This is a genomic window from Klebsiella michiganensis (assembly GCF_015139575.1).
GTDB classification, from domain to species: domain Bacteria; phylum Pseudomonadota; class Gammaproteobacteria; order Enterobacterales; family Enterobacteriaceae; genus Klebsiella; species Klebsiella michiganensis.
In genome coordinates this window covers 4,524,258-4,547,962 of the sequence record NZ_AP022547.1, presented here as the reverse complement: position 1 = coordinate 4,547,962, position 23,705 = coordinate 4,524,258, and the positions used below count along the sequence as shown (strand labels likewise).

At 55.5% G+C, this 23,705-nt stretch carries 21 protein-coding genes and 1 other annotated feature; of the genes, 12 read left to right on the top strand and 9 right to left on the bottom strand.

Annotation, left to right across the window (positions count from 1 at the left end; genetic code table 11):
* Positions 1-3: 3 nt before the first annotated feature.
* Positions 4-138: a hypothetical protein gene (locus tag JLG71_RS28475; protein ID WP_223226764.1), complete on the top strand. Its 135-nt coding sequence runs from the start codon at positions 4-6 to the stop codon at positions 136-138.
* On the opposite strand, the gene maa is transcribed toward JLG71_RS28475, so the two are convergent.
* The 5 genes from maa to acrA form a co-directional block, all read right to left on the bottom strand.
* A complete protein-coding gene (maa, locus tag JLG71_RS21360) occupies positions 110-676 on the bottom strand; it encodes a maltose O-acetyltransferase (protein ID WP_064357999.1) in 567 nt (188 codons plus the stop codon). The genes JLG71_RS28475 and maa overlap by 29 nt on opposite strands.
* A 162-nt stretch (positions 677-838) precedes the next feature.
* Positions 839-1,057: an HHA domain-containing protein gene (locus JLG71_RS21355; protein ID WP_004099646.1), complete on the bottom strand. Its 219-nt coding sequence runs from the start codon at positions 1,055-1,057 to the stop codon at positions 839-841.
* Positions 1,058-1,083: 26 nt separating this feature from the next.
* The gene (gene tomB / locus JLG71_RS21350; RefSeq protein WP_025107145.1) at positions 1,084-1,458 is read right to left on the bottom strand and encodes an Hha toxicity modulator TomB; all 375 of its coding nucleotides are present in this window, start codon (positions 1,456-1,458) and stop codon (positions 1,084-1,086) included.
* Positions 1,459-1,939: 481 nt separating this feature from the next.
* Positions 1,940-5,086 (bottom strand): multidrug efflux RND transporter permease subunit AcrB, encoded by a 3,147-nt coding sequence (gene acrB / locus JLG71_RS21345; RefSeq protein ID WP_014228207.1) that lies wholly within the window; start codon positions 5,084-5,086, stop codon positions 1,940-1,942.
* 22 nt (positions 5,087-5,108) lie between these two features.
* Positions 5,109-6,302 carry a multidrug efflux RND transporter periplasmic adaptor subunit AcrA gene (acrA, locus tag JLG71_RS21340; protein ID WP_004136054.1) on the bottom strand — a complete coding sequence of 398 codons (1,194 nt, stop codon included), beginning with the start codon at positions 6,300-6,302 and terminating at the stop codon, positions 5,109-5,111.
* Between the two features lie 142 nt (positions 6,303-6,444).
* Between acrA and acrR the strand changes: the two genes are divergently transcribed.
* Both acrR and mscK read left to right on the top strand, forming a co-directional pair.
* On the top strand, positions 6,445-7,095 hold the full coding sequence (acrR, locus tag JLG71_RS21335; RefSeq protein ID WP_014228208.1) for a multidrug efflux transporter transcriptional repressor AcrR: 651 nt from the start codon (positions 6,445-6,447) through the stop codon (positions 7,093-7,095).
* 130 nt (positions 7,096-7,225) lie between these two features.
* Positions 7,226-10,567 (top strand): mechanosensitive channel MscK, encoded by a 3,342-nt coding sequence (gene mscK, locus JLG71_RS21330; protein ID WP_014228209.1) that lies wholly within the window; start codon positions 7,226-7,228, stop codon positions 10,565-10,567.
* A 35-nt stretch (positions 10,568-10,602) separates the two neighbouring features.
* Here mscK and JLG71_RS21325 read toward each other — a convergent pair whose 3' ends face one another.
* The 3 genes from JLG71_RS21325 to priC all read right to left on the bottom strand — a co-directional run bounded on the left by JLG71_RS21325 (position 10,603) and on the right by priC (position 12,320).
* Positions 10,603-11,538 carry an Rpn family recombination-promoting nuclease/putative transposase gene (locus JLG71_RS21325; protein WP_014837608.1) on the bottom strand — a complete coding sequence of 312 codons (936 nt, stop codon included), beginning with the start codon at positions 11,536-11,538 and terminating at the stop codon, positions 10,603-10,605.
* A 66-nt stretch (positions 11,539-11,604) separates the two neighbouring features.
* Positions 11,605-11,778 carry a pleiotropic regulatory protein RsmS gene (rsmS, locus tag JLG71_RS21320; protein ID WP_014228211.1) on the bottom strand — a complete coding sequence of 58 codons (174 nt, stop codon included), beginning with the start codon at positions 11,776-11,778 and terminating at the stop codon, positions 11,605-11,607.
* Between the two features lie 14 nt (positions 11,779-11,792).
* The gene (priC, locus tag JLG71_RS21315; protein WP_200913805.1) at positions 11,793-12,320 is read right to left on the bottom strand and encodes a primosomal replication protein N''; all 528 of its coding nucleotides are present in this window, start codon (positions 12,318-12,320) and stop codon (positions 11,793-11,795) included.
* A 69-nt stretch (positions 12,321-12,389) separates the two neighbouring features.
* Here priC and JLG71_RS21310 point away from each other — a divergent pair, with 69 nt between their 5' ends.
* The 9 genes from JLG71_RS21310 to JLG71_RS21270 all read left to right on the top strand — a co-directional run bounded on the left by JLG71_RS21310 (position 12,390) and on the right by JLG71_RS21270 (position 21,740).
* Positions 12,390-12,767, top strand: a complete 378-nt coding sequence (locus tag JLG71_RS21310) for a DUF454 family protein (RefSeq protein WP_148849207.1) — start codon at positions 12,390-12,392, stop codon at positions 12,765-12,767.
* 150 nt (positions 12,768-12,917) lie between these two features.
* Entirely contained in the window at positions 12,918-13,469 is a 552-nt protein-coding gene (gene apt, locus JLG71_RS21305; protein WP_004099669.1) for an adenine phosphoribosyltransferase, read from the top strand.
* 91 nt (positions 13,470-13,560) lie between these two features.
* Positions 13,561-15,468 (top strand): DNA polymerase III subunit gamma/tau, encoded by a 1,908-nt coding sequence (gene dnaX / locus JLG71_RS21300; protein ID WP_200913804.1) that lies wholly within the window; start codon positions 13,561-13,563, stop codon positions 15,466-15,468.
* Positions 14,801-14,865, top strand: a sequence feature (DnaX frameshifting element). It overlaps the preceding gene by 65 nt.
* A 57-nt stretch (positions 15,469-15,525) precedes the next feature.
* The gene (locus JLG71_RS21295; RefSeq protein ID WP_004099673.1) at positions 15,526-15,858 is read left to right on the top strand and encodes a YbaB/EbfC family nucleoid-associated protein; all 333 of its coding nucleotides are present in this window, start codon (positions 15,526-15,528) and stop codon (positions 15,856-15,858) included.
* A complete protein-coding gene (gene recR / locus JLG71_RS21290) occupies positions 15,858-16,463 on the top strand; it encodes a recombination mediator RecR (protein ID WP_004129946.1) in 606 nt (201 codons plus the stop codon). Before JLG71_RS21295 ends, recR begins: the two co-directional genes overlap by 1 nt.
* 111 nt (positions 16,464-16,574) lie before the next feature.
* Positions 16,575-18,449 (top strand): molecular chaperone HtpG, encoded by a 1,875-nt coding sequence (gene htpG, locus JLG71_RS21285; RefSeq protein ID WP_009653565.1) that lies wholly within the window; start codon positions 16,575-16,577, stop codon positions 18,447-18,449.
* Between the two features lie 188 nt (positions 18,450-18,637).
* A complete protein-coding gene (gene adk, locus JLG71_RS21280) occupies positions 18,638-19,282 on the top strand; it encodes an adenylate kinase (RefSeq protein ID WP_004848363.1) in 645 nt (214 codons plus the stop codon).
* A 127-nt stretch (positions 19,283-19,409) separates the two neighbouring features.
* Positions 19,410-20,372, top strand: coding sequence for a ferrochelatase (gene hemH / locus JLG71_RS21275; protein WP_025107141.1), 963 nt, complete (start codon positions 19,410-19,412; stop codon positions 20,370-20,372).
* A 63-nt stretch (positions 20,373-20,435) separates the two neighbouring features.
* Positions 20,436-21,740, top strand: a complete 1,305-nt coding sequence (locus tag JLG71_RS21270; RefSeq protein WP_004137947.1) for an inosine/guanosine kinase — start codon at positions 20,436-20,438, stop codon at positions 21,738-21,740.
* Between the two features lie 43 nt (positions 21,741-21,783).
* Here JLG71_RS21270 and ybaL read toward each other — a convergent pair whose 3' ends face one another.
* The gene (gene ybaL, locus JLG71_RS21265; RefSeq protein ID WP_048261467.1) at positions 21,784-23,460 is read right to left on the bottom strand and encodes a YbaL family putative K(+) efflux transporter; all 1,677 of its coding nucleotides are present in this window, start codon (positions 23,458-23,460) and stop codon (positions 21,784-21,786) included.
* Between the last annotated feature and the right edge of the window lie 245 nt (positions 23,461-23,705).

Here is a 23,705-nt window from a genome sequence, read left to right as displayed (position 1 = left end):
GCCATGAGCCCGTATCCAGGCGTGACAAACCGGGCTCAGCCTGAAGGCTATTTTATGTTGCGTAAATCCATGGGGAAAGTAACAGATTGGTTGCAGAAAAGCATAACAGTTACCGTTTTTCGCTCTCCAGCATTTTGATTATCCGTGCCGGGTTTCCGCCGACGACGGCGTTGGCCGGCACATTTTTTACTACGACGGCCCCCGACGCCACCACGGCATTATCGCCGATAGTGACGCCTGGATTAATCACTGCCCGGCCGCCAAGCCACACATTGTGGCCAATGGTGACGGGTTTTCCGTACTCTTGACCACTATTGCGGTCGACAGGGTCAAGGGGATGCGTAGCGGTATAAATATGCACGCCCGGCGCCAGCATGCAGTTATCGCCAATATGAATTGGACAGACGTCAAGCATGACGCAATCAAAGTTAGCGTAGAAATTTTTGCCGAGGAAGATATTGTAGCCATAGTCACAGCGAAATGTGGGTTCGATATACGCGTCACTCGCGTGCCCAAGCAGTTCAGAAAGTAATGCGTTTCTTAATTCACGTTCTTCAGGCGCCGAATGATTGTAGCGGTGCAGCAGCTGTCTGGCCCGCAGACGATCGGCTTTCAACGTGGCGTCACCTGCCAGATACAGTTCGCCGGCAATCATTTTTTGTTTCTCTTCGCTCATGGAGGCTTTCCTTATTTCCTTATCGTTAGGCCGCCATAGTATAAAAAAGAAACCGGTTTCATATCCGCATTGAGCCAACATCTGTGAGCACTGTCACACTTATTATCATCACGAGAGAGGGGCGTTTTCGGCACGAGATGTATGACTTTCATTTGAAATAAACTAGCGGATAAATTTCCAGACTGAAGGGGGGATCTTGTCATACAGTTTATTCATCGTCAGCTCAGCAAGACGATGGTCGGCCGCTGAGTAAAATACCGCCAGTTCATTATCGGAAAGTTCATATTTATTTTTTTCAATTACGCGCTCCAGCGTATCAATTGTCTGACAGCGTCGTAAACGCATCAAATAGTCTATTTTGGTTAATGTTTTATCAGACATAAATTCACCTTTTGATTGTAATAATACTAACAAGAAAGACTGGCCGGGTTTTCCCGACAGGCGTTGACAAAGCAGCGGAATAACCGATTGCCAGATTTACGCCATTTCTGCAGATCTGCGCTGTTAATGCCGTAGTTGCTGAACAAGACGAAAGTGTCATCCAGATATTCGTCAATCTGGGTAATCAGCTTATTATCCTCTGCATACTTAATTTTATAATTAAGTGCGAACGCGGCAATGTGCTCGATCAATTCATTAAGTTGAAGATTGACAGCCGAGGTCGGGTCATTAACCCAGCCGTGGTTGCTCTCTTCCAGGTTTGCAAGACAGTCATGATACAGGGTTTCGCAGAGAAATTTAAGCTGCGCAATATCATGTCTTTTTGGCGAGTATTCGTCCATAACGCATCCCCTTTTGAGTGGTTTAAACGACGATTATCGACACCGTTGTGGGATGAACACGACTAACAGACCTGACACATACATTGTAATCTTGCTGTTTAACTATAATCCACTCTTAAAAAGATTTCATCGTGCTATTACGAAAAATTACAATTATCAGCGTCCTTTTATCTTCAATGCCTCGGACTTTATTATATCGTGCCGTTACCCCGATCGGAAAAAACGAATACTGACCTTATATTTCATCAGGTTAGCCGACGCGTTTAGCCGTTATAGAGAGACAACCATACATAAAATCAGTGATTAAGAATATTCTGAGTTAGGGGCGCGGGAAAGAAATTGTGGAAAAAAAATGGAGATAAGCACCGCGACTCATCATTAAATATTATATCTCAGCTTATAAATTAGACAATAACAATCCGTGCGTTTTAACGAGGAACAAAAGAAAAGGGCCGCAAATGCGGCCCTGAGAGGAGAGAGATTAATGATGCTCAACCGGATGGCTGTGCTCAATATCCTCATTTTTCTTACTAAAGCGGCGGCGAACCACCACGAAGAACACCGGCACGAAGAAAATCGCCAGCACCGTCGCGGTCACCATCCCACCCATTACGCCAGTACCGACGGCGTTCTGCGCGCCGGAGCCTGCGCCGGAGCTGATAACCAGCGGCATGACCCCAAGGATGAACGCCAGCGAGGTCATCAGAATCGGACGCAGACGCATACGAACGGCTTCCAGCGTGGCTTCGATCAGGCCTTTGCCCTCTTTATCCATCAGGTCCTTGGCGAATTCAACGATAAGTATCGCGTTCTTCGCCGACAGGCCGATGGTGGTCAGCAGACCAACCTGGAAGTAGACGTCGTTGGTTAATCCACGGAAGGTAGCCGCCAGCAGCGCACCCACAACCCCCAGCGGAACAACCAGCATGACCGAGAACGGAATCGACCAGCTTTCATACAGCGCCGCCAGGCACAGGAAGACGACAATCAGCGAGATAGCGTACAGCGCTGGTGCCTGGTTGCCTGACAACCGTTCCTGATAAGACATACCGGTCCAGTCATAGCCAATACCCGCAGGCAGTTTACCCGCCAGCTCTTCCATCAGGTTCATCGCTTCACCGGTACTCTTGCCCGGTGTCGCCTGGCCGAGGATTTCCATTGATGGCAGACCGTTGTAACGCTCCAGACGCGGCGAGCCGTATTCCCAGCGTGAAGTCGAGAAGGCGGAGAAGGGCACCATCTGTCCATCGCTGCCGCGTACGTACCAGTTGCCGATATCTTCCGGCAGCATACGGTATTTCGCTTCAGACATGATATACACTTTCTTCACGCGACCGCGGTCAATGAAGTCGTTGACGTAGCTACCACCCCATGCTGCGCCAAGCGTCGTGTTAATGTCGCTGATAGACACGCCGAGAGCCTGCGCTTTTTCCTGATCGATATCCACTTTAAACTGCGGAGTATCTTCCAGTCCGTTTGGACGCACGCCGGTTAAGACGTCAGGATGCTGCGCGACCATACCAAAGAGCTGGTTACGTGCCTGGGTCAGTTTTTCATGGCCCAGTCCCGCCTGGTCGATAAGCTGGAAGTCAAAGCCCGTTGCGGTACCCAGTTCAACAATTGCCGGCAGGTTAAAGGCGAAGACCATTGCGTCTTTAATCTGCGAGAAATACCCCATTGCGCGACCGGTAATCGCCTCAACTTTGTTCTCTTCGCCCGGACGCTGGCTCCAGTCCTTCAGAGAAACGAACGCGATACCGGTGTTTTGCCCACGACCCGCGAAACCAAAGCCGTTTACGGCGAATACCGATTCAACGTTGTTTTTCTCTTTGGTGAGATAGTAGTCGGTCATCTCATCCAGAACTTTCTGGGTACGCTCCTGAGTTGCGCCAGCAGGCAGCTGCGCCATGCTCAGGAAGACGCCCTGGTCTTCGTCCGGCAGGAACGAACTTGGCAGACGAACGAACAGCCAGGCCATGCCTACCACGATGATCAGGTACAGCACCAGATAACGACCGGTACTGCGCAGGATGTTGCCTACGCTATCGGTGTAGTGATGCGTGCTCTTATCGAACATGCGGTTAAACCAACCGAAGAAGCCGGTGGTGGCGCCATGGCTGCCTTTCTGGATGGGTTTCAGCATCGTGGCGCAGAGCGCTGGGGTCAGAATCAGTGCCACCAGTACCGACAGCGCCATCGCGGAAACGATAGTGATCGAGAACTGACGGTAAATCGCACCGGTAGAACCGCCGAAGAAGGCCATCGGGATAAATACCGCGGAAAGCACCATCGCGATACCCACCAGCGCGCCCTGAATCTGGCCCATTGATTTACGCGTAGCTTCCTTCGGCGGTAGCCCTTCTTCGGCCATTACACGCTCGACGTTTTCTACCACAACGATGGCATCATCCACGAGCAGGCCTATGGCGAGCACCATACCAAACATGGTGAGGGTGTTTATCGAGAAGCCGAACAGCGCGAGGATAGCGAACGTCCCCAGCAGTACGACCGGCACGGCGATAGTCGGAATCAGCGTTGCGCGGAAGTTCTGCAGGAACAGGTACATCACCAGGAACACCAGAATGATGGCTTCAACCAGCGTTTTCACCACTTCGTGAATGGAGATCTGCACGAAGGGGGTGGTGTCATACGGGTAAACAATCTTCAGGCCTGACGGGAAGAAAGGTTCCATTTTCTTCAGTTCGGCACGAATGGCGTTGGCGGTATCCAGCGCGTTCGCGCCGGTCGCGAGCTTAATACCCAGACCGGACGCGGGCTGACCGTTAAACTTCGCAACGACGTCGTAGCTTTCGCCACCCAGCTCAATCTTCGCGACATCGCGCAGACGCACCTGGGAACCATCCTGGTTAACCTTCAGCAGAATGTTGCCGAACTCTTCAGTATTGGTCAGACGGGTCTGCGCCACGATGGAGGCGTTCAGCTGCTGACCTTTCACCGGTGGAGTACCGCCTAACTGTCCGGCTGCGACCTGGGCGTTCTGCGCTTTCAGGGCGCTGATCACGTCAACCGGCGTCAGCTGGAAGTTATTAAGCTTGTTCGGATCCATCCAGATACGCATCGCGTACTGGGAACCGAACAGCTGTACGTCACCGACGCCGCTGGTACGGCTAATCGAATCCTTCATGTTGGCGGCAACATAGTCAGAAATGTCATCCTGATTCATGGTGCCGTTGGTATTGATAACGCCGACAACCATCAGGAAGCTGCTGGATGCCTTTTCAACGCTAATACCCTGCTGCTGAACTTCTTGCGGCAGCAGCGGCGTTGCCAGCGCCAGCTTGTTCTGAACCTGTACCTGGGCGATATCCGGATCGGTACCGGATTCAAAGGTGAGGGTGATGGTTGCTGTACCGGTGGAGTCGCCATTAGAAGACATGTACATCAGGTGATCGATACCGTTCATGTTCTGTTCGATAACCTGGGTCACGGTGTTCTGCACGGTTTCAGCATCGGCACCGGGGTACATGGCTGTAATGGAAATTGCCGGCGGCGCAATCGTCGGATATTGCGCTATCGGCAACTTGAGGATCGATAACCCCCCAGCCAGCATGATGATAATGGCGATCACCCACGCAAATATGGGGCGATCGATAAAGAAATTAGGCATGTCTTAACGGCTCCTGTTTAAGTTAAGACTTGGGTTGTTCTGACTGAGCGTTGCCTGCGGCTTGCTGTTTATCGTCAGAAACGACTTCCTGCGCTTTTACCTGCACGCCTGGTCTGACTTTTTGCAGACCGGTGATGATGACGCGATCGCCCGTTTTCAGCCCTTCGGTGACCAGCCATTTATCACCAATAGCCTGAGTGGCGGTAATCTGGCGAACTTCGACTTTATCACCTTCGCCGACGACCATCGCGCTGGCATCGCCGCGCGGGGTGCGGGTTACGCCCTGCTGAGGAACCAGCAGTGCATCCGGGTTTACGCCTTCTTCCAGACGCGCGCGGACGAACATCCCCGGCAGCAGAGTGTGATCCGGGTTCGGGAAAATGGCGCGCAGCGTGATAGAACCGGTGGTCTGATCAACGGTGACGTCAGAAAACTCCAGCGTACCGTTCTGCGGGTATTTCAGACCGTCGTTCGTCACCAGCTCAACCTTCGCTTTACCGTTTTCCTGCTGCAGCTTGCCGTTGGCCAGCTCTTGTTTCAGACGCAGGAAATCGTTGCTCGATTGCGTCACGTCAACATAGATAGGATCCAGCTGTTGCACGGTCGCCAGGGCGGTGGTTTGGCCGTTTTGCACCAGAGCACCTTCCGTGACCGCGGATTTACCAATGCGGCCTGAGATTGGCGAGGTGACTTTGGTGTAGGCCAGATTAATGCGCGCGGTTTCAACCGCTGCTTTGGCGGCAACCACGGCGGCGTTGCTCTGTTGCGCGGTCGCGACGGCAGTATCGTAATCCTGTTGACTGATGTACTTAGTGCCTAACAGTTTCTGATAACGTTTAACCGTCAGCTGATCCATATTTGCCGCGGCCTGCGCTTTGGCTAAATCGCCTTTCGCGCTTTCATAAGTGGCCTGATAGGTCGCCGGATCGATTTGATAAAGAGACACCCCTGCCTGGATATCGCTCCCTTCGGTGAAGTTACGTTTAAGAATAATGCCACTGACCTGAGGACGAACTTCCGCAACGCGATAGGCGCTGGTACGGCCTGGCAGTTCGGTAGTAATTTGTAGAGGAGCGGATTTGAGCGTCACAATACCGACTTCCGGCATTTGTTGGGCTCCTTGCTGAGCCGGTTTGTCGTCACATCCTGTTAGCGCTAAGCTGCCTGAGAGCATCAGAACGACCGCCAGAGGCGTTAACCCTCTGTTTTTGTTCATATGTAAACCTCGAGTGTCCAATTTCAAATTGTTCAGTGGCTCAATCGACCACAAACCCACTGCTGTGTTTCTATTATGGTCATGCTATGGTACATACATTCACAAATGTATGTAAACGTAACCTCTGTAAACTCATCGACCTATGGCACGAAAAACCAAACAACAGGCGCTTGAGACCCGGCAACATATTCTGGATGTTGCTCTGCGTCTGTTTTCGCAGCAAGGCGTATCATCCACCTCGCTGGCCGCAATTGCAAAAGAGGCCGGTGTGACGAGGGGCGCTATCTATTGGCATTTCAAAAATAAATCAGATTTATTTAATGAAATATGGGTGCTTTCAGAAGCCAACATCAACGATCTCGAAGTTGAGTATCGGGCAAAATTCCCCAACGATCCACTGTCAGTTGTCAGAGAGATCTTAGTGTATATCCTTGAAGCAACGGTGACAGAAAAACGCAGGCGCTTGATGATGGAAATCATTTTCCATAAATGCGAGTTCGTCGGAGAGATGGTCACGCTGCAAGAAGCGCAGCGAAGTTTATGCCTTGAGAGCTACGATCGTATCGAGCAGACATTAAACGAGTGCATTGCGGCGAAGATGCTGCCCGCCAATTTACTCACCCGGCGGGCGGCGATTTTAATGCGCAGCTATCTTTCTGGCCTGATGGAGAACTGGCTGCTGGCGCCCAACGCTTTCGATCTGCAGCATGAAGCGCGGGCATATGTCGAAACGCTGCTTGAAATGTATCAATTGTGCCCCTCTCTGCGCAGTTCTGAAGGCGCAGAAGCTTAAGTATCCTCGCGGACAAAAGGGGTATTTTTCCTGCTGTCCGCCGCTATTCGCGCGATAACAGAAGTGCTATTCTTCGCGCTGCGACGATCCCCGGTATTCTCCGGCTTTTGCAATCACTCATGTTAACACTATGCTGCATACTATCCGTTGGCGAAACGCCATATCCGCTTTTGTTCTTACCCTGATGTTTTTTATCGGCTGTATTAGCGTTAACACGGCGCTGGCGGCTGACTTACCCGAACGTTCCGAGGTGCAAAGCCAGCTCACGACGCTGAATAAGCAAAAAGAGCTGACTCCGCAGGACAAGCTGGTTCAGCAGGACCTGACCCAGACCCTGGAAACCCTCGATAAAATCGAACGCATTAAGTCGGAAACGACGCAGCTGCGTCAGCAGGTGGCTCAGGCGCCAGCGAAAATGAATCAGGCTATCGATAGCCTCAACGCGCTAAGCGATGTTCCCGATGATGAGGCGACGCGTAAAACGTTGAGCACGTTATCGCTACGTCAGCTGGAATCGCGCGTCTCTCAGACGCTGGACGATTTGCAAAACGCGCAGAACGATCTGGCAACCTATAACAGCCAGTTAGTCTCCCTACAAACCCAGCCGGAACGTGTGCAGAATGCGATGTACTCCGCTTCGCAGCAGCTGCAGCAGATCCGTAACCGCCTGAATGGCACCTCGACGGGCGAGGAGACGCTGCGTCCTACCCAGCAGAGTTTGCTGCTGGCTCAGCAGGCTCTGCTGAATGCGCAGATAGACCAGCAGCGCAAAAGCCTGGAAGGTAACACGGTCCTGCAGGATACCCTGCAAAAGCAGCGTGATTACATCACCGCCTACAGCAACCGTCTTGAACACCAGCTTCAGTTATTGCAGGAAGCGGTGAATAGCAAGCGCCTGACGCTGACGGAAAAGACGGCTCAGGAAGCGGTTTCCCCGGACGAAACGGCGCGTATTCAGGCAAACCCGCTGGTGAAGCAGGAGCTGGAGATTAACCACCAGCTTAGCGAAAGACTGATTTCGGCGACGGAAAATGGTAATCAGCTGGTTCAGCGCAACATCAAAGTGAAGACCTGGCTCGATCGCGCTTTGCAATCCGAGCGTGACATAAAAGAGCAGATTTCCGTGCTGAAAGGCAGCCTGCTGCTGTCGCGTATCCTTTATCAGCAGCAGCAAACGCTGCCCTCTGCGGAGGAGTTGAGCGATATGACGAACCGCATCGCCGACCTGCGCCTCGAACAGTTTGAGGTTAACCAGCAGCGCGATGCGTTGTTCCAGAGCGATGCGTACGTCGCGAAGCTGGAGGAAGGGCACAGCAGCGATGTCAATGCCGAAGTGCATAGCGCGCTTCTCGAAATCGTTGATATGCGCCGGGAGCTGCTCGATCAGTTCAACAAACAGCTGGGTAACCAGCTGATGATGGCCATTAACCTGCAGATCAATCAGCAGCAGTTAATGAGCGTGTCGACCAACCTGAAAGCCATTCTGACGCAGCAGATTTTTTGGGTAAACAGTAACCGTCCGATGGACTGGGAGTGGGTTAAAGCCTTCCCGGAAGCGCTGAAAGGGCAGTTTAAGGCGATGAAAATCACCGTAAACTGGGAAAAAGCCTGGCCTGCGGTATTTATCGCTTTCCTTGCCGGCCTGCCGTTGCTGCTGATTGCCGGTCTGATTCGCTGGCGCCTTAACTGGCTGAAAGCGTATCAGGCGAAGCTGGCTTCACAGGTGGGGCAACTGCGCAATGACACTCAGCTTCATACGCCGAAAGCGATTCTTATCGATCTGATCCGCGCGCTGCCTGTGGTGCTGGTGATTCTGGCCATTGGCCTGATTCTGCTGACCATGCAGCTGAATATCAGCGATTTGCTGTGGGCCTATAGTAAGAAGCTGGCGCTGTTCTGGCTGGTGTTTGGCCTGTGCTGGAAGGTGCTGGAAAAAGACGGCGTGGCGGTGCGCCACTTTAATATGCCGTCGCAGTTGACCAGCCACTGGCGGCGGCAGATTGTCCGCGTCAGCCTTGCGCTGCTGCCGCTCAATTTCTGGTCGGTGATGTCGGAGCTGTCGCCGCTGCACCTGATGGATGACGTGCTCGGGCAGTTTGTTATTTTCCTCAACCTGCTGCTGATTGCGGTGCTTGTTTTGCCGATGTGCCGCGAGAGCTGGCGTGATAAAGAGTCCCACAGCCTGCGCCTTATCACCGTCACCGTGCTATCGATTGTGCCCATCGCCCTGATGGTGCTGACGGCAACCGGCTACTTCTACACGACGCTGCGTCTGGCCGGCCGCTGGATTGAAACCGTTTACCTGGTGATGCTGTGGAACCTGCTGTACCAGACCGTTCTGCGCGGCCTGAGCGTGGCCGCCCGGCGTATTGCCTGGCGCCGTGCGCTGGCGCGTCGTCAGCATTTGGTTAAAGAGGGCGCTGAAGGGGCCGAACCCCAGGAAGAGCCGACGATTGCCCTGGAGCAGGTTAACCAGCAAACGCTGCGTATTACGATGCTGGTGATGATTGCGCTGTTTGCCGTGCTGTTCTGGGCGATTTGGTCCGATCTGATCACCGTGTTCGCCTATCTCGACAGTATTACGCTGTGGCATTACAACGGTACGGAAGCCGGCGTCAGCGCCGTGAAAAGCGTCACCATGGGCAGCCTGCTGTTCGCGATTGTCGCGTCGATGGTCGCCTGGGCGTTAATCCGCAACCTGCCGGGCCTGCTGGAAGTGCTGGTGCTATCGAGACTCAATATGCGCCAGGGGGCGTCGTATGCAATTACGACCATCCTTAATTACGCCATTATTGTTATTGGCGCGATGACGGTATTTGGCTCGTTGGGCGTTTCATGGGACAAACTTCAGTGGCTGGCGGCCGCCCTGTCGGTTGGTTTAGGGTTTGGCTTACAGGAAATCTTCGGTAACTTTGTTTCCGGTCTGATTATTCTCTTTGAGCGCCCGGTGCGTATTGGCGATACGGTGACCATTGGTACCTTCTCCGGTACCGTCAGCAAAATCCGCATTCGCGCCACGACGATCACCGATTTTGACCGTAAAGAGGTCATTATCCCGAATAAGGCCTTCGTGACGGAACGCTTGATCAACTGGTCGCTCTCCGACACCGTCACCCGCGTGGTCATCCGCCTTGGCGTGGCCTATGGTTCCGACCTGGATAAGGTTAAAGAAGTGCTGCTCCAGGCCGCGCATGAGCATCCGAAAGTGATGCAAGAGCCCGCGCCCTCGGTCTTCTTTACCACCTTCGGCGCCAGCACGCTCGATCATGAACTGCGCCTGTACGTGCGTGAACTTCGCGATCGCAGCTATGCGGTGGATGAGCTTAACCGCGCTATCGATCGTTTGTGCCGCGAGAACAATATTGACATCGCCTTTAACCAGCTGGAGGTGCATCTGCGCAATGAGAAGGGCGATGAAGTGACAGAGGTGAAGCGGGATAAGGGCGACGATGCCTCCCCGGCGATAAGCTAAGCATAACGGGGCGGTGGGTATCCGCCCCGCAGATGTTAATGGCTGAGCGAGGAGAGTTCTTCCTGGCTCAGACCGGTCAGTTCCATCACCATCTTCGGCTCCAGCCCGCAGGCGAGCATTTTCAGGGCAATGCTGCGCGAGATTTCTCTACGGCCCTCCTGCAAACCTTCCTGCAAACCTTCCTGTCTGCCTTCTTTTCTACCTTTTTTACGGCCTTTCTCTTCCAGCCATTCGGCAATTGTCATCAGTAGCTCCTTGTGCCTGGGCGACTGCTTCGCCAGCTCGCGAATCAGGGGCCCGGGTTTTTCCGAGGTTCCCGCCTGCAGCATATAGCTGATGAGGATATTGATCTGGTTTTCCGTCAGATATCCTTGCGCCAGCAGCGTAATCAGCATCGGTTGCAGTTCGGCCAGATCGCGCTGGCGGATATGCTTTTGCAACAGTTCCAGCATCGCCATACGCTGGTGGCGGAGGATATGATTATCTGGCATAACGGTCAGGTCCACCAGCGGAAAATCTCCGCCGTACAGCGCGCCGGCAAGCTCAGGATAGTCAAAAAGCTGGAGCCAGTTGAGCGTATGTGGCCAGGGGCTGACGGTGCCGTGATAAAACAGAATCGGGACCACCAGCGGCAGCGTATTGTGGCCGGCATCCAGGTGGCGCTGCATGGCGGCCAGCGTATAGCGCATCAGGCGAAAAGCCATCAGCTTATCCGGCGAGCTTTGATGTTCAATCAGCGCGTAGATATATCCCGCGCCGTGCTGCGTTTGTAGGGAGTAGAGAATGTCGGAGTAGCTGGATCGCAGGTCTTCCTCGATAAAGCTGCCGGAAGCCAGCTGCAGCGTATTGAGATCGCAGATACTTAAAAACTGCGCGGGAAGATAAAGCTGTAAAAAATCGCGAGCGACCTCTTTCTGGGCCAGCATTTGACGAAAAATAGCATCGTGCGGCGTACGTGAGAATCTTTCCATGAGCATCTATCCGTTGTGGTAAGGGGCAGGCGACAACTCTGCCACCCCCAAAGATCCGCCAACAGACTACTCCTGTGCGTTTTGCGAGGCCTCTTCCGCACTTTTTACTTTGTTTTCATAGTCTCGACGGATAATTTCCAGCGCAGCTAGCACGGTTTGCGCAGGAACTTTATTCTCCTCAAGCAGCATAATTAAATCGACGGCCAGCTTGACTTCGTCAGGGGCATTTTCCAGCGACATACTTCTTCCTCCCGTTAGCGCGTTAAGCGGGCCAGTCTGTTTTCAATTTTTTCCAGCGCGTCGCGACAGCGGGCCAGGCGCCCGGTATAGGCTTCAACTTCCTTTGCCAGCCGCTGCTGGTCATCAAGGCTAATGGCTTGCGCCAGTCGTCTTTGTCGGTCGCTGCGCATGGCCAGCAGGCGCCGTTCATACTCCTGATGCTGTAGACGTCGGCGCTGCCAGTGGCTAAGCGTTGGCGACGCGCTATCCCAGGCGCGTAATGGCCAGGTCGCCGTTTCCCGATTAATCGCGGCGATTTGAGCAACGAGACGTTCCGCCAGCCAGGCGACCTGCGCAAGCTGCTGGCGTTCGGCCGCCTGTTTTAACGCCGTTAAGCCGTCTCTGGCCTCATTGAGATAAGCCTGCATCTGCGTGCTGCGGGTACGGAACAGCTGACGATCGAAGCGCGGGCTGAGGGTCGCGTGATTGGCCATGGGCGCCACCTGAGCGGCCAGCTCCGCAAGCTGGTTTTCCAGTGAATGTAAAAGCCGGGCGGTTTTCAAATAACTCCTCCATCCCCTGATAAGCAACTGTGCTACATTAGCGTTATCTTCGTGATAACGATTCGCATTATGCCACGTATTATTTTGATCATCATTGGCTGGCTGGCGGTAGCGCTGGGAACGCTGGGCGTGTTTTTACCGCTACTGCCGACGACGCCGTTTATCCTGCTTGCCGCCTGGTGCTTTGCGCGCTCGTCGCCGCGCTTTCACCACTGGCTTTTGTATCGCTCATGGTTTGGCGGCTACCTGCGTCACTGGCAGAAATTCCGCGCCATGCCGCCGGGCGCGAAGCCGCGGGCGGTCGCGATGATTTTGCTGACCTTTGCCATTTCGCTGTGGCTGGTTAATCTTACCTGGGTGCGCATCTTGCTGCTGATCATTCTGACCTGTCTGCTGATATTTATGTGGCGCATTCCGGTGGTTGATGCAAAGCAACAAAAGCACTGATGCGCAATAATGATGGTTGCAATTGTCGCTGACAGCCAGTAAATTCTGGCGTTTTCGAGCGCGGGTAAGCCTGGTCAAAGGTTAAACAAAAGTTTCTTTGGCCCATTTGGCATGCCCGTGAGTAACACCGTTTTAATCAGGCATACACTTATGACCGCAACAGCACAGCAGCTTGAATATCTGAAGAACAGCATCCAAAGCATCCAGGACTATCCGAAACCTGGCATCCTTTTCCGTGATGTCACCAGCTTGCTGGAAGACCCGAAGGCCTACGCGCTCAGCATTGAGCTGCTGGCCGAGCGTTATAAAGACGCGGGGATTACCAAAGTGGTGGGCACCGAGGCGCGTGGCTTCTTATTTGGCGCACCGGTTGCGCTGGCGCTGGGCGTAGGCTTTGTTCCGGTACGCAAGCCGCGTAAGCTGCCGCGTGAAACTATCGCAGAAAGCTACGAGCTTGAGTACGGCACCGATCAGCTGGAAATCCATGTCGATGCGATCAAAGAAGGCGATAAAGTCCTGGTGGTTGACGATCTGCTGGCAACCGGCGGCACCATTGACGCCACCGTGAAGCTTATTCGTCGCCTGGGCGGTGAAGTGCACGATGCGGCCTTTATTATTAATCTGTTCGATCTGGGCGGCGAGCAGCGCCTGGAAAAACTGGGAATCAACTGCTATAGCCTGGTCCCTTTCCCGGGCCACTAAGCAAATCCCGCCACATAGCCTCGCTGATTGAGCGGGGCTGTGATAGCATGACCCCTCGTGATTTCACCTTCCAGCGTTTCAGAGCCAGCCCATGAGTTATCAGGTCTTAGCCCGTAAATGGCGCCCACAAACCTTTGCTGACGTCGTCGGCCAGGAACATGTGCTGACCGCACTGGCGAACGGCTTGTCGTTAGGGCGCATTCACCACGCATATCTTTTTTCCGGTACCCGCGGAGTCGGTAAAACCTCTATCGCGCGCCTGTTGGCAAAAGGATTAAACTGCGAAACCGGCATTACCGCCACGCCGTGCGGCGTCTGCGATAACTGCCGTGAAATAGAACAGGGGCGCTTTGTCGATCTGATTGAGATCGATGCCGCCTCGCGCACCAAAGTCGAAGATACCCGCGATCTGCTGGATAACGTCCAGTACGCGCCGGCCCGCGGTCGCTTCAAGGTCTATCTGATCGATGAAGTCCATATGCTTTCGCGCCACAGCTTCAATGCGTTGTTAAAAACGCTGGAGGAGCCCCCGGCGCACGTTAAATTTCTGCTGGCGACGACCGATCCGCAGAAGCTGCCGGTGACTATTCTTTCCCGCTGCCTGCAGTTCCATCTTAAGGCGCTGGACGTCGAACAGATTCGCCATCAGCTGGAGCATATTCTCGGCGCCGAGCAGATCGCTTTTGAACCGCGCGCGCTGCAGCTGCTGTCGCGCGCGGCGGACGGTAGCCTGCGCGATGCGTTAAGCCTGACCGATCAGGCCATTGCCAGCGGCGACGGTCGCCTGACGGCTGAATCCGTCAGCACCATGCTCGGCACCCTTGACGACGATCAGGCGCTTTCGCTGATTGAGGCGCTGGTGGCTGCCGACGGCGAGCGGGTCATGGCCGGCGTCAATGAGGCTGCCGCCCGCGGCGTGGAGTGGGAGGCCTTGCTGGTGGAAATGCAAAGCCTGCTGCACCGTATTGCGATGGTTCAGCTCTCGCCGTCGGCGCTGGGAACGGATATGGCCGCGATTGAGCTGCGCATGCGCGAGCTGGCGCGGACGGTGCCGCCAACCGATGTTCAGCTGTACTATCAAACGCTACTGATTGGCCGCAAAGAGCTCCCGTACGCCCCGGACAGACGAATGGGCGTCGAGATGACGCTTCTGCGTGCGCTGGCTTTCCATCCGCGTATGCCGCTGCCGGAACCGGAGGCGCCGCCGGTGCAGGCTATTCAGGCCGCACCGGCCCAGCAGGCTGCCCCGGCATCCGCGCCGCCGTCGCCGCCGCCGAATTTGCCGCAGACCACCAGCCAGGTGCTGGCGGCCCGCAGCCAGCTGCAGCGTAGCCAGGGAGCGCCCACCCCAAAAAAGAGTGAACCGGCAGCCGCTTCCCGCGCGCGGCCGGTGAATAACGCTGCGCTGGAACGACTGAGTTCAATTACCGAACGCGTACAGGCGCGTCCGGCGGCGGCTGCGCTGGAGAAAGCGCCGGCGAAAAAGGAAGCCTATCGCTGGAAATCGACGACGGTTGTTGAAGCCGTAAAAGAAGAAGTGGCGACGCCGAAGGCGCTGAAAAAAGCGCTGGAGCATGAAAAAACGCCGGAACTGGCGGCAAAGCTGGCAGTCGAAGCGGCCGAGCGCGATAGCTGGGCGGCGGAAGTCAGCCGGCTTGCGGTACCCAAACTGGTGGAGCAGGTCGCCCTGAACGCCTGGAAAGAGCAGGAGGGCAATCGCGTCTGCCTGCATCTGCGTCCGAGCCAGCGTCACCTGAATTCGGCGGGCGCGCAGCAAAAGCTGGCGGAAGCGCTCGGTATTTTGTACGGTACGCCGGTTGAATTGACCATCGTGGAAGATGATAATCCCGCGATGCGCACGCCGCTTGAGTGGCGGCAGGCAATTTATGAAGAAAAGCTCGCGCAGGCGCGTGAAGCGATTATTGCGGATAATAACATTCAGACGCTGCGTCGATTCTTCGATGCGGACCTGGATGAAGAGAGTATTCGCCCCATTTGATTGCAAGTCTGACTTGCGGTCAGCATCCTTAACGATGACTTACTGAGAGAGAAGCCTATGTTTGGTGGAAAAGGCGGTCTGGGTAACCTGATGAAGCAGGCCCAGCAGATGCAAGAAAAAATGCAGCAAATGCAGGAAGAAGTGGCCCGGCTGGAAGTGACCGGTGAATCCGGCGCAGGCCTGGTAAAAGTCACCATCAACGGCGCGCACAACTGCCGTCGCGTTGAGATCGACCCGAGCCTGCTGGAAGACGACAAAGAGATGCTGGAAGATCTGGTGGCTGCCGCGTTTAACGACGCCGCCCGCCGCATTGAAGAGACGCAGAAAGAAAAAATGGCGTCCGTGTCCGCCGGTATGCAGCTGCCGCCAGGCTTTAAGATGCCGTTCTGATGCAGACCAGTCCGCTGTTAACGCAGCTTATGGAAGCACTGCGCTGCCTGCCGGGCGTCGGCCCGAAGTCGGCGCAGCGCATGGCGTTTACCCTGCTGCAGCGCGACCGCAGCGGCGGAATGCGCCTGGCGCAGGCGCTAACGCGCGCCATGTCGGAAATCGGCCACTGCGCCGATTGCCGTACCTTCACCGAGCAGGAGGTGTGCAATATTTGCAGCAACCCTCGGCGCAAGGAAAACGGCCAGATCTGCGTGGTAGAGAGCCCAGCGGATATCTACGCTATCGAGCAGACCGGGCAGTTTTCCGGTCGCTACTTTGTGCTGATGGGCCACCTGTCGCCGCTTGACGGTATCGGGCCGGATGACATTGGGCTCGATCGTCTGGAACAGCGTCTGCGTGACGAATCGATGCAGGAAGTGATCCTCGCGACCAACCCAACGGTAGAAGGGGAGGCGACGGCCAATTATATCGCCGAGCTCTGCGCGCAGTATGGCGTAGACGCGAGTCGTATCGCCCATGGCGTACCGGTCGGCGGCGAGCTGGAGATGGTTGACGGCACGACGCTATCCCACTCGCTAGCCGGGCGGCATAAGATTCGTTTTTAATCAAACGGAGGCGCTTTTCGGGGCCTCCGCTTGAAAACTTCTCCCTCTGTCCCCATCTCACCCTCAACGGTTTTTTTACCATTAACAATGGCATTGTTGAGGTTGATTTAGATGAAAGGACAAGAAACTCGTGGTTTTCAGTCAGAGGTCAAGCAGCTTCTGCACCTGATGATCCATTCTCTTTATTCCAATAAAGAAATTTTCCTGCGTGAGCTGATTTCCAACGCCTCCGATGCGGCCGACAAGCTGCGCTTCCGCGCGCTGTCCCAGCCGGATCTGTACGAAGGCGACGGCGAGCTGCGCGTGCGTGTTTCATTTGATAAAGACAACCGCACCCTGACCATCGCCGATAACGGCATTGGTATGAATCGCGATGAGGTCATCGACCATCTCGGCACCATCGCCAAGTCCGGCACCAAAGCGTTCCTTGAGTCCATGGGCTCTGACCAGGCGAAAGACAGCCAGCTGATTGGCCAGTTCGGCGTGGGCTTCTATTCGGCGTTTATTGTTGCCGATAAAGTTACCGTCCGTACCCGCGCGGCGGGCGACAGCGCCGAAAACGGCGTCTTCTGGGAATCCGCTGGCGAAGGCGAATATACCGTTGCCGACATTAACAAAGCCGATCGCGGTACCGAGATCACGCTGCACCTGCGCGAAGGCGAGGACGATTTCCTCAACGACTGGCGCGTGCGTTCGATCATCAGCAAATACTCCGATCACATCGCGCTGCCGGTGGAAATTGAAAAACGCGAAGACGTTGACGGCGAAACCGTCATTAGCTGGGAGAAAATTAACAAAGCCCAGGCGCTGTGGACGCGCAATAAGTCGGAAATCAAAGACGACGAGTACAACGAGTTTTATAAGCACATTGCCCACGATTACAGCGATCCGCTGACCTGGAGCCACAACCGCGTTGAAGGTAAGCAGGAGTACACCAGCCTGCTGTATATCCCGTCGCAGGCGCCGTGGGATATGTGGAATCGCGATCATAAACACGGCCTGAAGCTGTACGTGCAGCGCGTCTTCATCATGGATGACGCCGAGCAGTTTATGCCGAACTACCTGCGTTTCGTCCGCGGCCTGGTCGACTCTAACGATCTGCCGCTGAACGTGTCGCGTGAAATCCTTCAGGACAGCAGCGTCACCCGCAATCTGCGTACCGCGCTGAGCAAACGCGCCCTGCAGATGCTGGAAAAACTGGCGAAAGACGACGCGGAAAAATATCAGACCTTCTGGCAGCAGTTTGGCCTCGTGCTGAAAGAGGGGCCGGCGGAAGATCAGGCCAACCAGCAGGCCATCGCCAAACTGCTGCGTTTCGCCAGCACCCATACCGACTCCGCCGCGCAGACCGTGTCGCTGGAAGAGTACGTCTCCCGCATGAAAGAAGGGCAGGAGAAGATTTACTACATTACCGCCGACAGCTACGCCGCCGCGAAAAGCAGCCCGCATCTGGAACTGCTGCGTAAGAAAGGCATTGAAGTGCTGCTGCTTTCCGATCGCATCGACGAGTGGATGATGAGCTATCTGACCGAGTTCGACGGTAAGCCGTTCCAGTCGGTGGCGAAAGCCGATGAGTCGCTGGATAAGCTGACGGACGAAGTGGATGAAACCACTAAAGAAGCCGAGAAGGCGCTGGAGCCGTTCGTTGAGCGTGCCAAAACGCTGCTTGGCGACCGGGTGAAAGAGGTTCGTCTGACCCATCGTCTGACCGATACGCCGGCCATCGTCACCACCGACGCGGATGAAATGAGCACCCAGATGGCAAAACTGTTTGCCGCTGCGGGCCAGGCCGCGCCGGAAGTGAAGTACATCTTTGAACTGAACCCGCTGCATCCGCTGGTAAAACGCGCGGCGGATACCCAGGATGATGCGCAGTTCGGCGAGTGGGTTGAGCTGCTGCTCGATCAGGCGCTGCTGGCCGAGCGCGGTACGCTGGAAGATCCGAACCAGTTTATCCGCCGCATGAACCAGCTGCTGGCGTCGTAATCTTTACCCTCACTCTACCCCTCTCCCGCTGGGAGAGGGCCGGGGTGAGGGCATCAAACCGCACTCTACGTAAAATATCTCACCATTAACCGTTTCAGCCGCCCCGCCTTCCTTGAGCCATCCGCGTTCTGGTGGTATGGTTTAGCGTTTTTTGAAAAATTGAATCAACTTTTGAGGGGATTTTCGTAATGCGTATTATTCTGCTTGGCGCTCCGGGCGCGGGTAAAGGAACTCAGGCTCAGTTCATCATGGAGAAATACGGTATTCCGCAAATCTCCACCGGCGACATGCTGCGTGCCGCGGTGAAGTCAGGCTCCGAGCTGGGCAAACAGGCGAAAGATATTATGGACGCCGGTAAGCTGGTCACCGACGAACTGGTTATCGCCCTGGTCAAAGAGCGTATTACTCAGGAAGATTGCCGCAACGGTTTTCTGCTGGACGGCTTCCCGCGCACCATTCCGCAGGCTGACGCCATGAAAGAAGCGGGTATCACCGTGGATTACGTGCTGGAATTCGATGTTCCTGACGAACTGATCGTTGACCGCATCATCGGGCGTCGCGTTCACGCAGCTTCCGGCCGCGTTTACCACATCAAATTTAATCCGCCGAAAGTTGAAGGCAAAGACGACGTGACCGGCGAAGAGCTGACCACCCGTAAAGACGACCAGGAAGAGACCGTGCGTAAGCGTCTGGTTGAGTATCATCAGATGACGGCTCCGCTGATCGGCTACTATCAGAAAGAAGCCGAAGCGGGCAATACCCAGTACGCGAAAGTCGATGGCACCAAAGCGGTGGCCGACGTTCGCGTTGAACTGGAAAAAATCCTCGGTTAATTCCGTTAGTTCTCACCCCGCCGCGGCGGGGTGAGAACTCCTCTCATTTTACCTTTTTCTATGATTGGTTCCGTTTAGCGCCATTTCAGCTACAATTGTCAGCGATTCAAATGGTTAAGAGGCGGTAATGCATCAGACGAAAACAGGTATCTTATTAGCCAATTTAGGCACTCCCGATGCGCCCACGCCCGACGCGGTAAAGCGCTATCTACGACAGTTTCTTAGCGATCGGCGCGTGGTGGATACCTCCCGTCTACTGTGGTGGCCGCTGCTGCGCGGCGTGATACTGCCCCTGCGAGCGCCCCGGGTCGCTAAGCTCTATCAGTCCATCTGGATGGAAGACGGCTCGCCGCTGATGGTCTATAGCCAGCAGCAGCGGCAGGCGCTGGCCGCGCGGCTTCCGGATACGCCGGTGGCGCTGGGGATGAGCTACGGTTCGCCGTCGCTGGAGAGCGCGGTTGATGAACTGCTGGAGCAGGGCGTGGATCACATCGTGGTGCTACCGCTCTATCCGCAGTACTCCTGCTCCACCGTGGCGGCGGTCTGGGATGAACTAGGGCGTATCCTTGCCAAAAAGCGCGCCATCCCCGGCATCTCTTTTATTCGCGACTACGCCGATGACGTGGACTATATTCACGCGCTGGCCGCCAGCGTGCGCGCGTCCTTTGCGGTGAACGGTGAGCCAGATTTACTGCTGCTCTCCTATCATGGCATCCCTCAGCGGTACGCCCAGCAAGGGGATACCTATCCTCAGCGCTGCCGCGATACCACCCGTGAGCTGGTTTCAGCCCTGGGGCTGCCGCCTGACCGGGTGATGATGACGTTCCAGTCGCGCTTTGGTCGTGAGCCCTGGCTGACGCCCTACACCGACGAAACGCTGAAAATGCTCGGTGAGAAAGGGGTGAAGCATATTCAGGTTATCTGCCCCGGCTTTTCCGCCGATTGCCTGGAGACGCTGGAGGAGATCGCGGTGCAGAACCGGGAAATCTTCCTCGAAGCCGGCGGCCAGCAATATGAGTACATTCCGGCGCTTAATGCGGACACCGCGCATATTGAAATGATGGTCAACCTGACGGCGAAATATCGCTGATCGCGCGTGCGGCGGGGAGTATGCTACTATTCCCCGCTTGTTCACTGTCAATAAATCGCCACTATGAAATTTCCCGGTAAACGCAAATCCAAACACTATTTTCCCGTCAACGCTCGCGATCCGCTGCTGCAGCAAATTCAGCCGGACAATGAGTCTAACGTCGCCTGGGTGGTCGGCATCGATCAAACCCTGGTCGATATCGAAGCGAAAGTGGATGAGGCGTTTATCGTACGCTACGGCCTGAGCGCCGGGCATTCGCTGGTGATTGAAGACGATGTCGCCGAAGCGCTGTATCAGGAACTGGTTCGCAATGACCTGATTACCCACCAGTTTGCCGGCGGCACCATCGGTAACACCATGCACAACTACTCGGTGCTGGCGGATGACCGTTCGGTTCTGCTTGGCGTCATGTGCAGCAATATTGAAATCGGCGGCTACGCCTACCGCTACCTGTGCAACACCTCCAGCCGTACCGATCTGAACTACCTGCAGGGGGTGGATGGGGCGATTGGGCGCTGCTTTACGCTGATTAGCGACTCCGGCGAGCGCACCTTTGCGATCAGCCCCGGGCATATGAACAAGCTCCGTCCGGAAAGCATTCCGGAAAGCGTCATCGCCGGCGCCTCCGCGCTGGTGCTGACCTCCTATCTCGTGCGCTGCAAGCCGGGCGAGCCGATGCCGGACGCGACGATGCAGGCCATCGCATATGCGAAAAAGCACGATGTACCGGTGGTCCTGACTCTGGGGACCAAATACGTTATCGCCGATAATCCGGCGTGGTGGCAGGCGTTCCTCAAGGAGCACGTCTCTATTCTGGCGATGAACGAAGAGGAGGCGGAAGCGCTGACCGGACTATCCGATCCGCTGCTGGCTTCCGACAAGGCGCTGGAGTGGGTTGACCTGGTACTGTGCACCGCCGGGCCTGCCGGGCTGTATATGGCCAGTTTTACCGAGGATGAGGCTAAGCGCAAAACGCAGCATCCGCTGCTGCCGGGCGCGATTGCCGAGTTTAACCAGTATGAATTCAGCCGCGCGATGCGCCATCAGGATTGCGAAAATCCGCTGCGTATTTATTCGCATATCGCACCCTATATGGGCGGGCCGGAGAAGATCATGAATACCAACGGCGCGGGCGACGGCGCGCTGGCGGCGCTGCTGCACGATATCACCGCCAATAACTATCATCGCAACAACGTGCCGAACTCCAGCAAGCACAAGTGCAAGTGGCTGACCTATTCCTCGCTGGCGCAGGTGTGTAAATACGCTAACCGCGTGAGCTATCAGGTGCTGAACCAGCACTCGCCGCGTCTGACCCGCGGCCTGCCGGAGCGTGAAGATAGCCTGGAAGAGGCTTACTGGGATCGCTAAGCCGGTAAGTAAAGCCGGCCCCGAGAAGTCGGGGCCGGAAGCATTAACCGGTAATAAGCTCGCCTGCTGGCGGCGTTTCGAGCAGCTGCAGCATGGCGCGGGCGATTTCCCGCTCGCCCATCACCACCTGGTTGGCGCCGCGTTCAACGATATACTCCACTTCATCGTCGTAGTGGGCGCGCGCGATGATCTCGATATTCGGGCACTTCTCGCGCGCGGAAGCCACGATTTCCCCGGCTTCATAGCCGTTAGGGATGGTCAGCAGCAGCCAGCGGGCGCAGTCAAGATGCGCCAGATTCATAATCTCTTCATTGGCGGCGTTGCCTAATACCGCGCGAATACCGCGTGCGCGCAGTTCGTCAACGCGGGTACGCGAGGTTTCGATAACCACCAGCGGCACGCCCTGCGCCATCAGTTTTTCACCGAGCAGGCTCCCGACGCGACCGAAACCGACCAGCAGCGCGTGGTTACAGATATCGACGGGGATCTGTTTCTCATCTTCAAGCACTTCTTCCAGCGTCTGTTCGTCCAGCGTCTCCGTTTTATCGAGATATTTTTCCAGCAGGGTAAACAGGACCGGGTTGAGCATGATGGAGATAATGGCGCCGGCAAGCACCAGGTTTTGCCCGGCCTGAGGCAGCAGATCCAGCGCCATTCCTAGCCCGGCGAGAATAAAAGCAAATTCACCGATTTGCGCCAGGCTGGCGGCAATGGTCAGCGCGGTGCGCGGCGAGTGGCCGAACATTCGTACCAGGAAGAAAGCGGCAGCCGATTTACCGAAAATAATGATGACCAGCGTCGCCAGCACCGCCAGCGGCTGATCGAGCAGGATCATCGGGTCAAACAGCATTCCCACGGAAACAAAGAACAGTACGGCGAAGGCGTCGCGCAGTGGCAGCGTATCGTGGGCCGCGCGATGGCTGAGCTCGGATTCATTGAGCACCATACCGGCGAAAAAGGCGCCGAGGGCGAAGGAGACGTCAAACAGCTCAACGGCGCCGAAGGCGATGCCGAGCGCTAACGCCAGCACCGACAGCGTAAACAGCTCGCGCGAGCCGGTTGCCGCGCTGCGTGACATAATCCACGGCACCAGGCGGCGGCCGACCAGCATCATAATGGCGATAAAGGCAACGACTTTACCGATGGTAATGCCCATATCGAGGGCCAGGGTAGCCAGGCCAACGTCGCCTTTCTCCGTCATGCCGGCGACCGCCGGCAGCAGCACCAGCGTCAGCACCATCACCAGATCTTCCACAATCAGCCAGCCGATAGCGATTTGCCCCCGCTGGCTATCAATAAGCTGTCGTTCTTCCAGCGCGCGCAGCAGCACCACGGTACTGGCGGTAGAAAGACACAGACCAAAAACGATCCCGGTCATTAACGACCAGCCCAGCATGGCAGAGAGCGCCATACCCAACAGCGTTGCCACGGCGATCTGGGCGATAGCCCCTGGAATAGCGATGGCCTTGACCGCCATCAAATCTTTTAAGGAGAAATGCAGACCCACGCCGAACATCAGCAGGATCACGCCAAGCTCGGCCAGCTCCGGCGCCAGCTTGGTATCAGCAACGAAACCTGGGGTAAAAGGTCCGGCCAGCACGCCCGCTAATAAATATCCCACCAGAGGAGAAATACGTAGCTTATTGGCAATCATGCCGAGAATAAAGGCGAGCACAAGGCCGCCGACAATGGTGGTGATTAGCGGTGTTGCGTGGTGCATTCCGTCTCCTTGCAGTGGTGAGCTGATCCATTTTCGGCATATACCCGTCATACTTCAATTTGCATGGGCGTTGGCTTTCCTCGCTCACCCCAGTCACTTACTTCAGTAAGCTCCAGGGGATTCCCTGCGTCGCCGCCTTCCTGCAACTTGAATTATTTAGGGTATAAAACCAAAAAACCGAATAATAGTTTATGACAATTTCAGCGGTTTTGTTTATGAATAATCGTTGAATTTTGCAGAAAGAT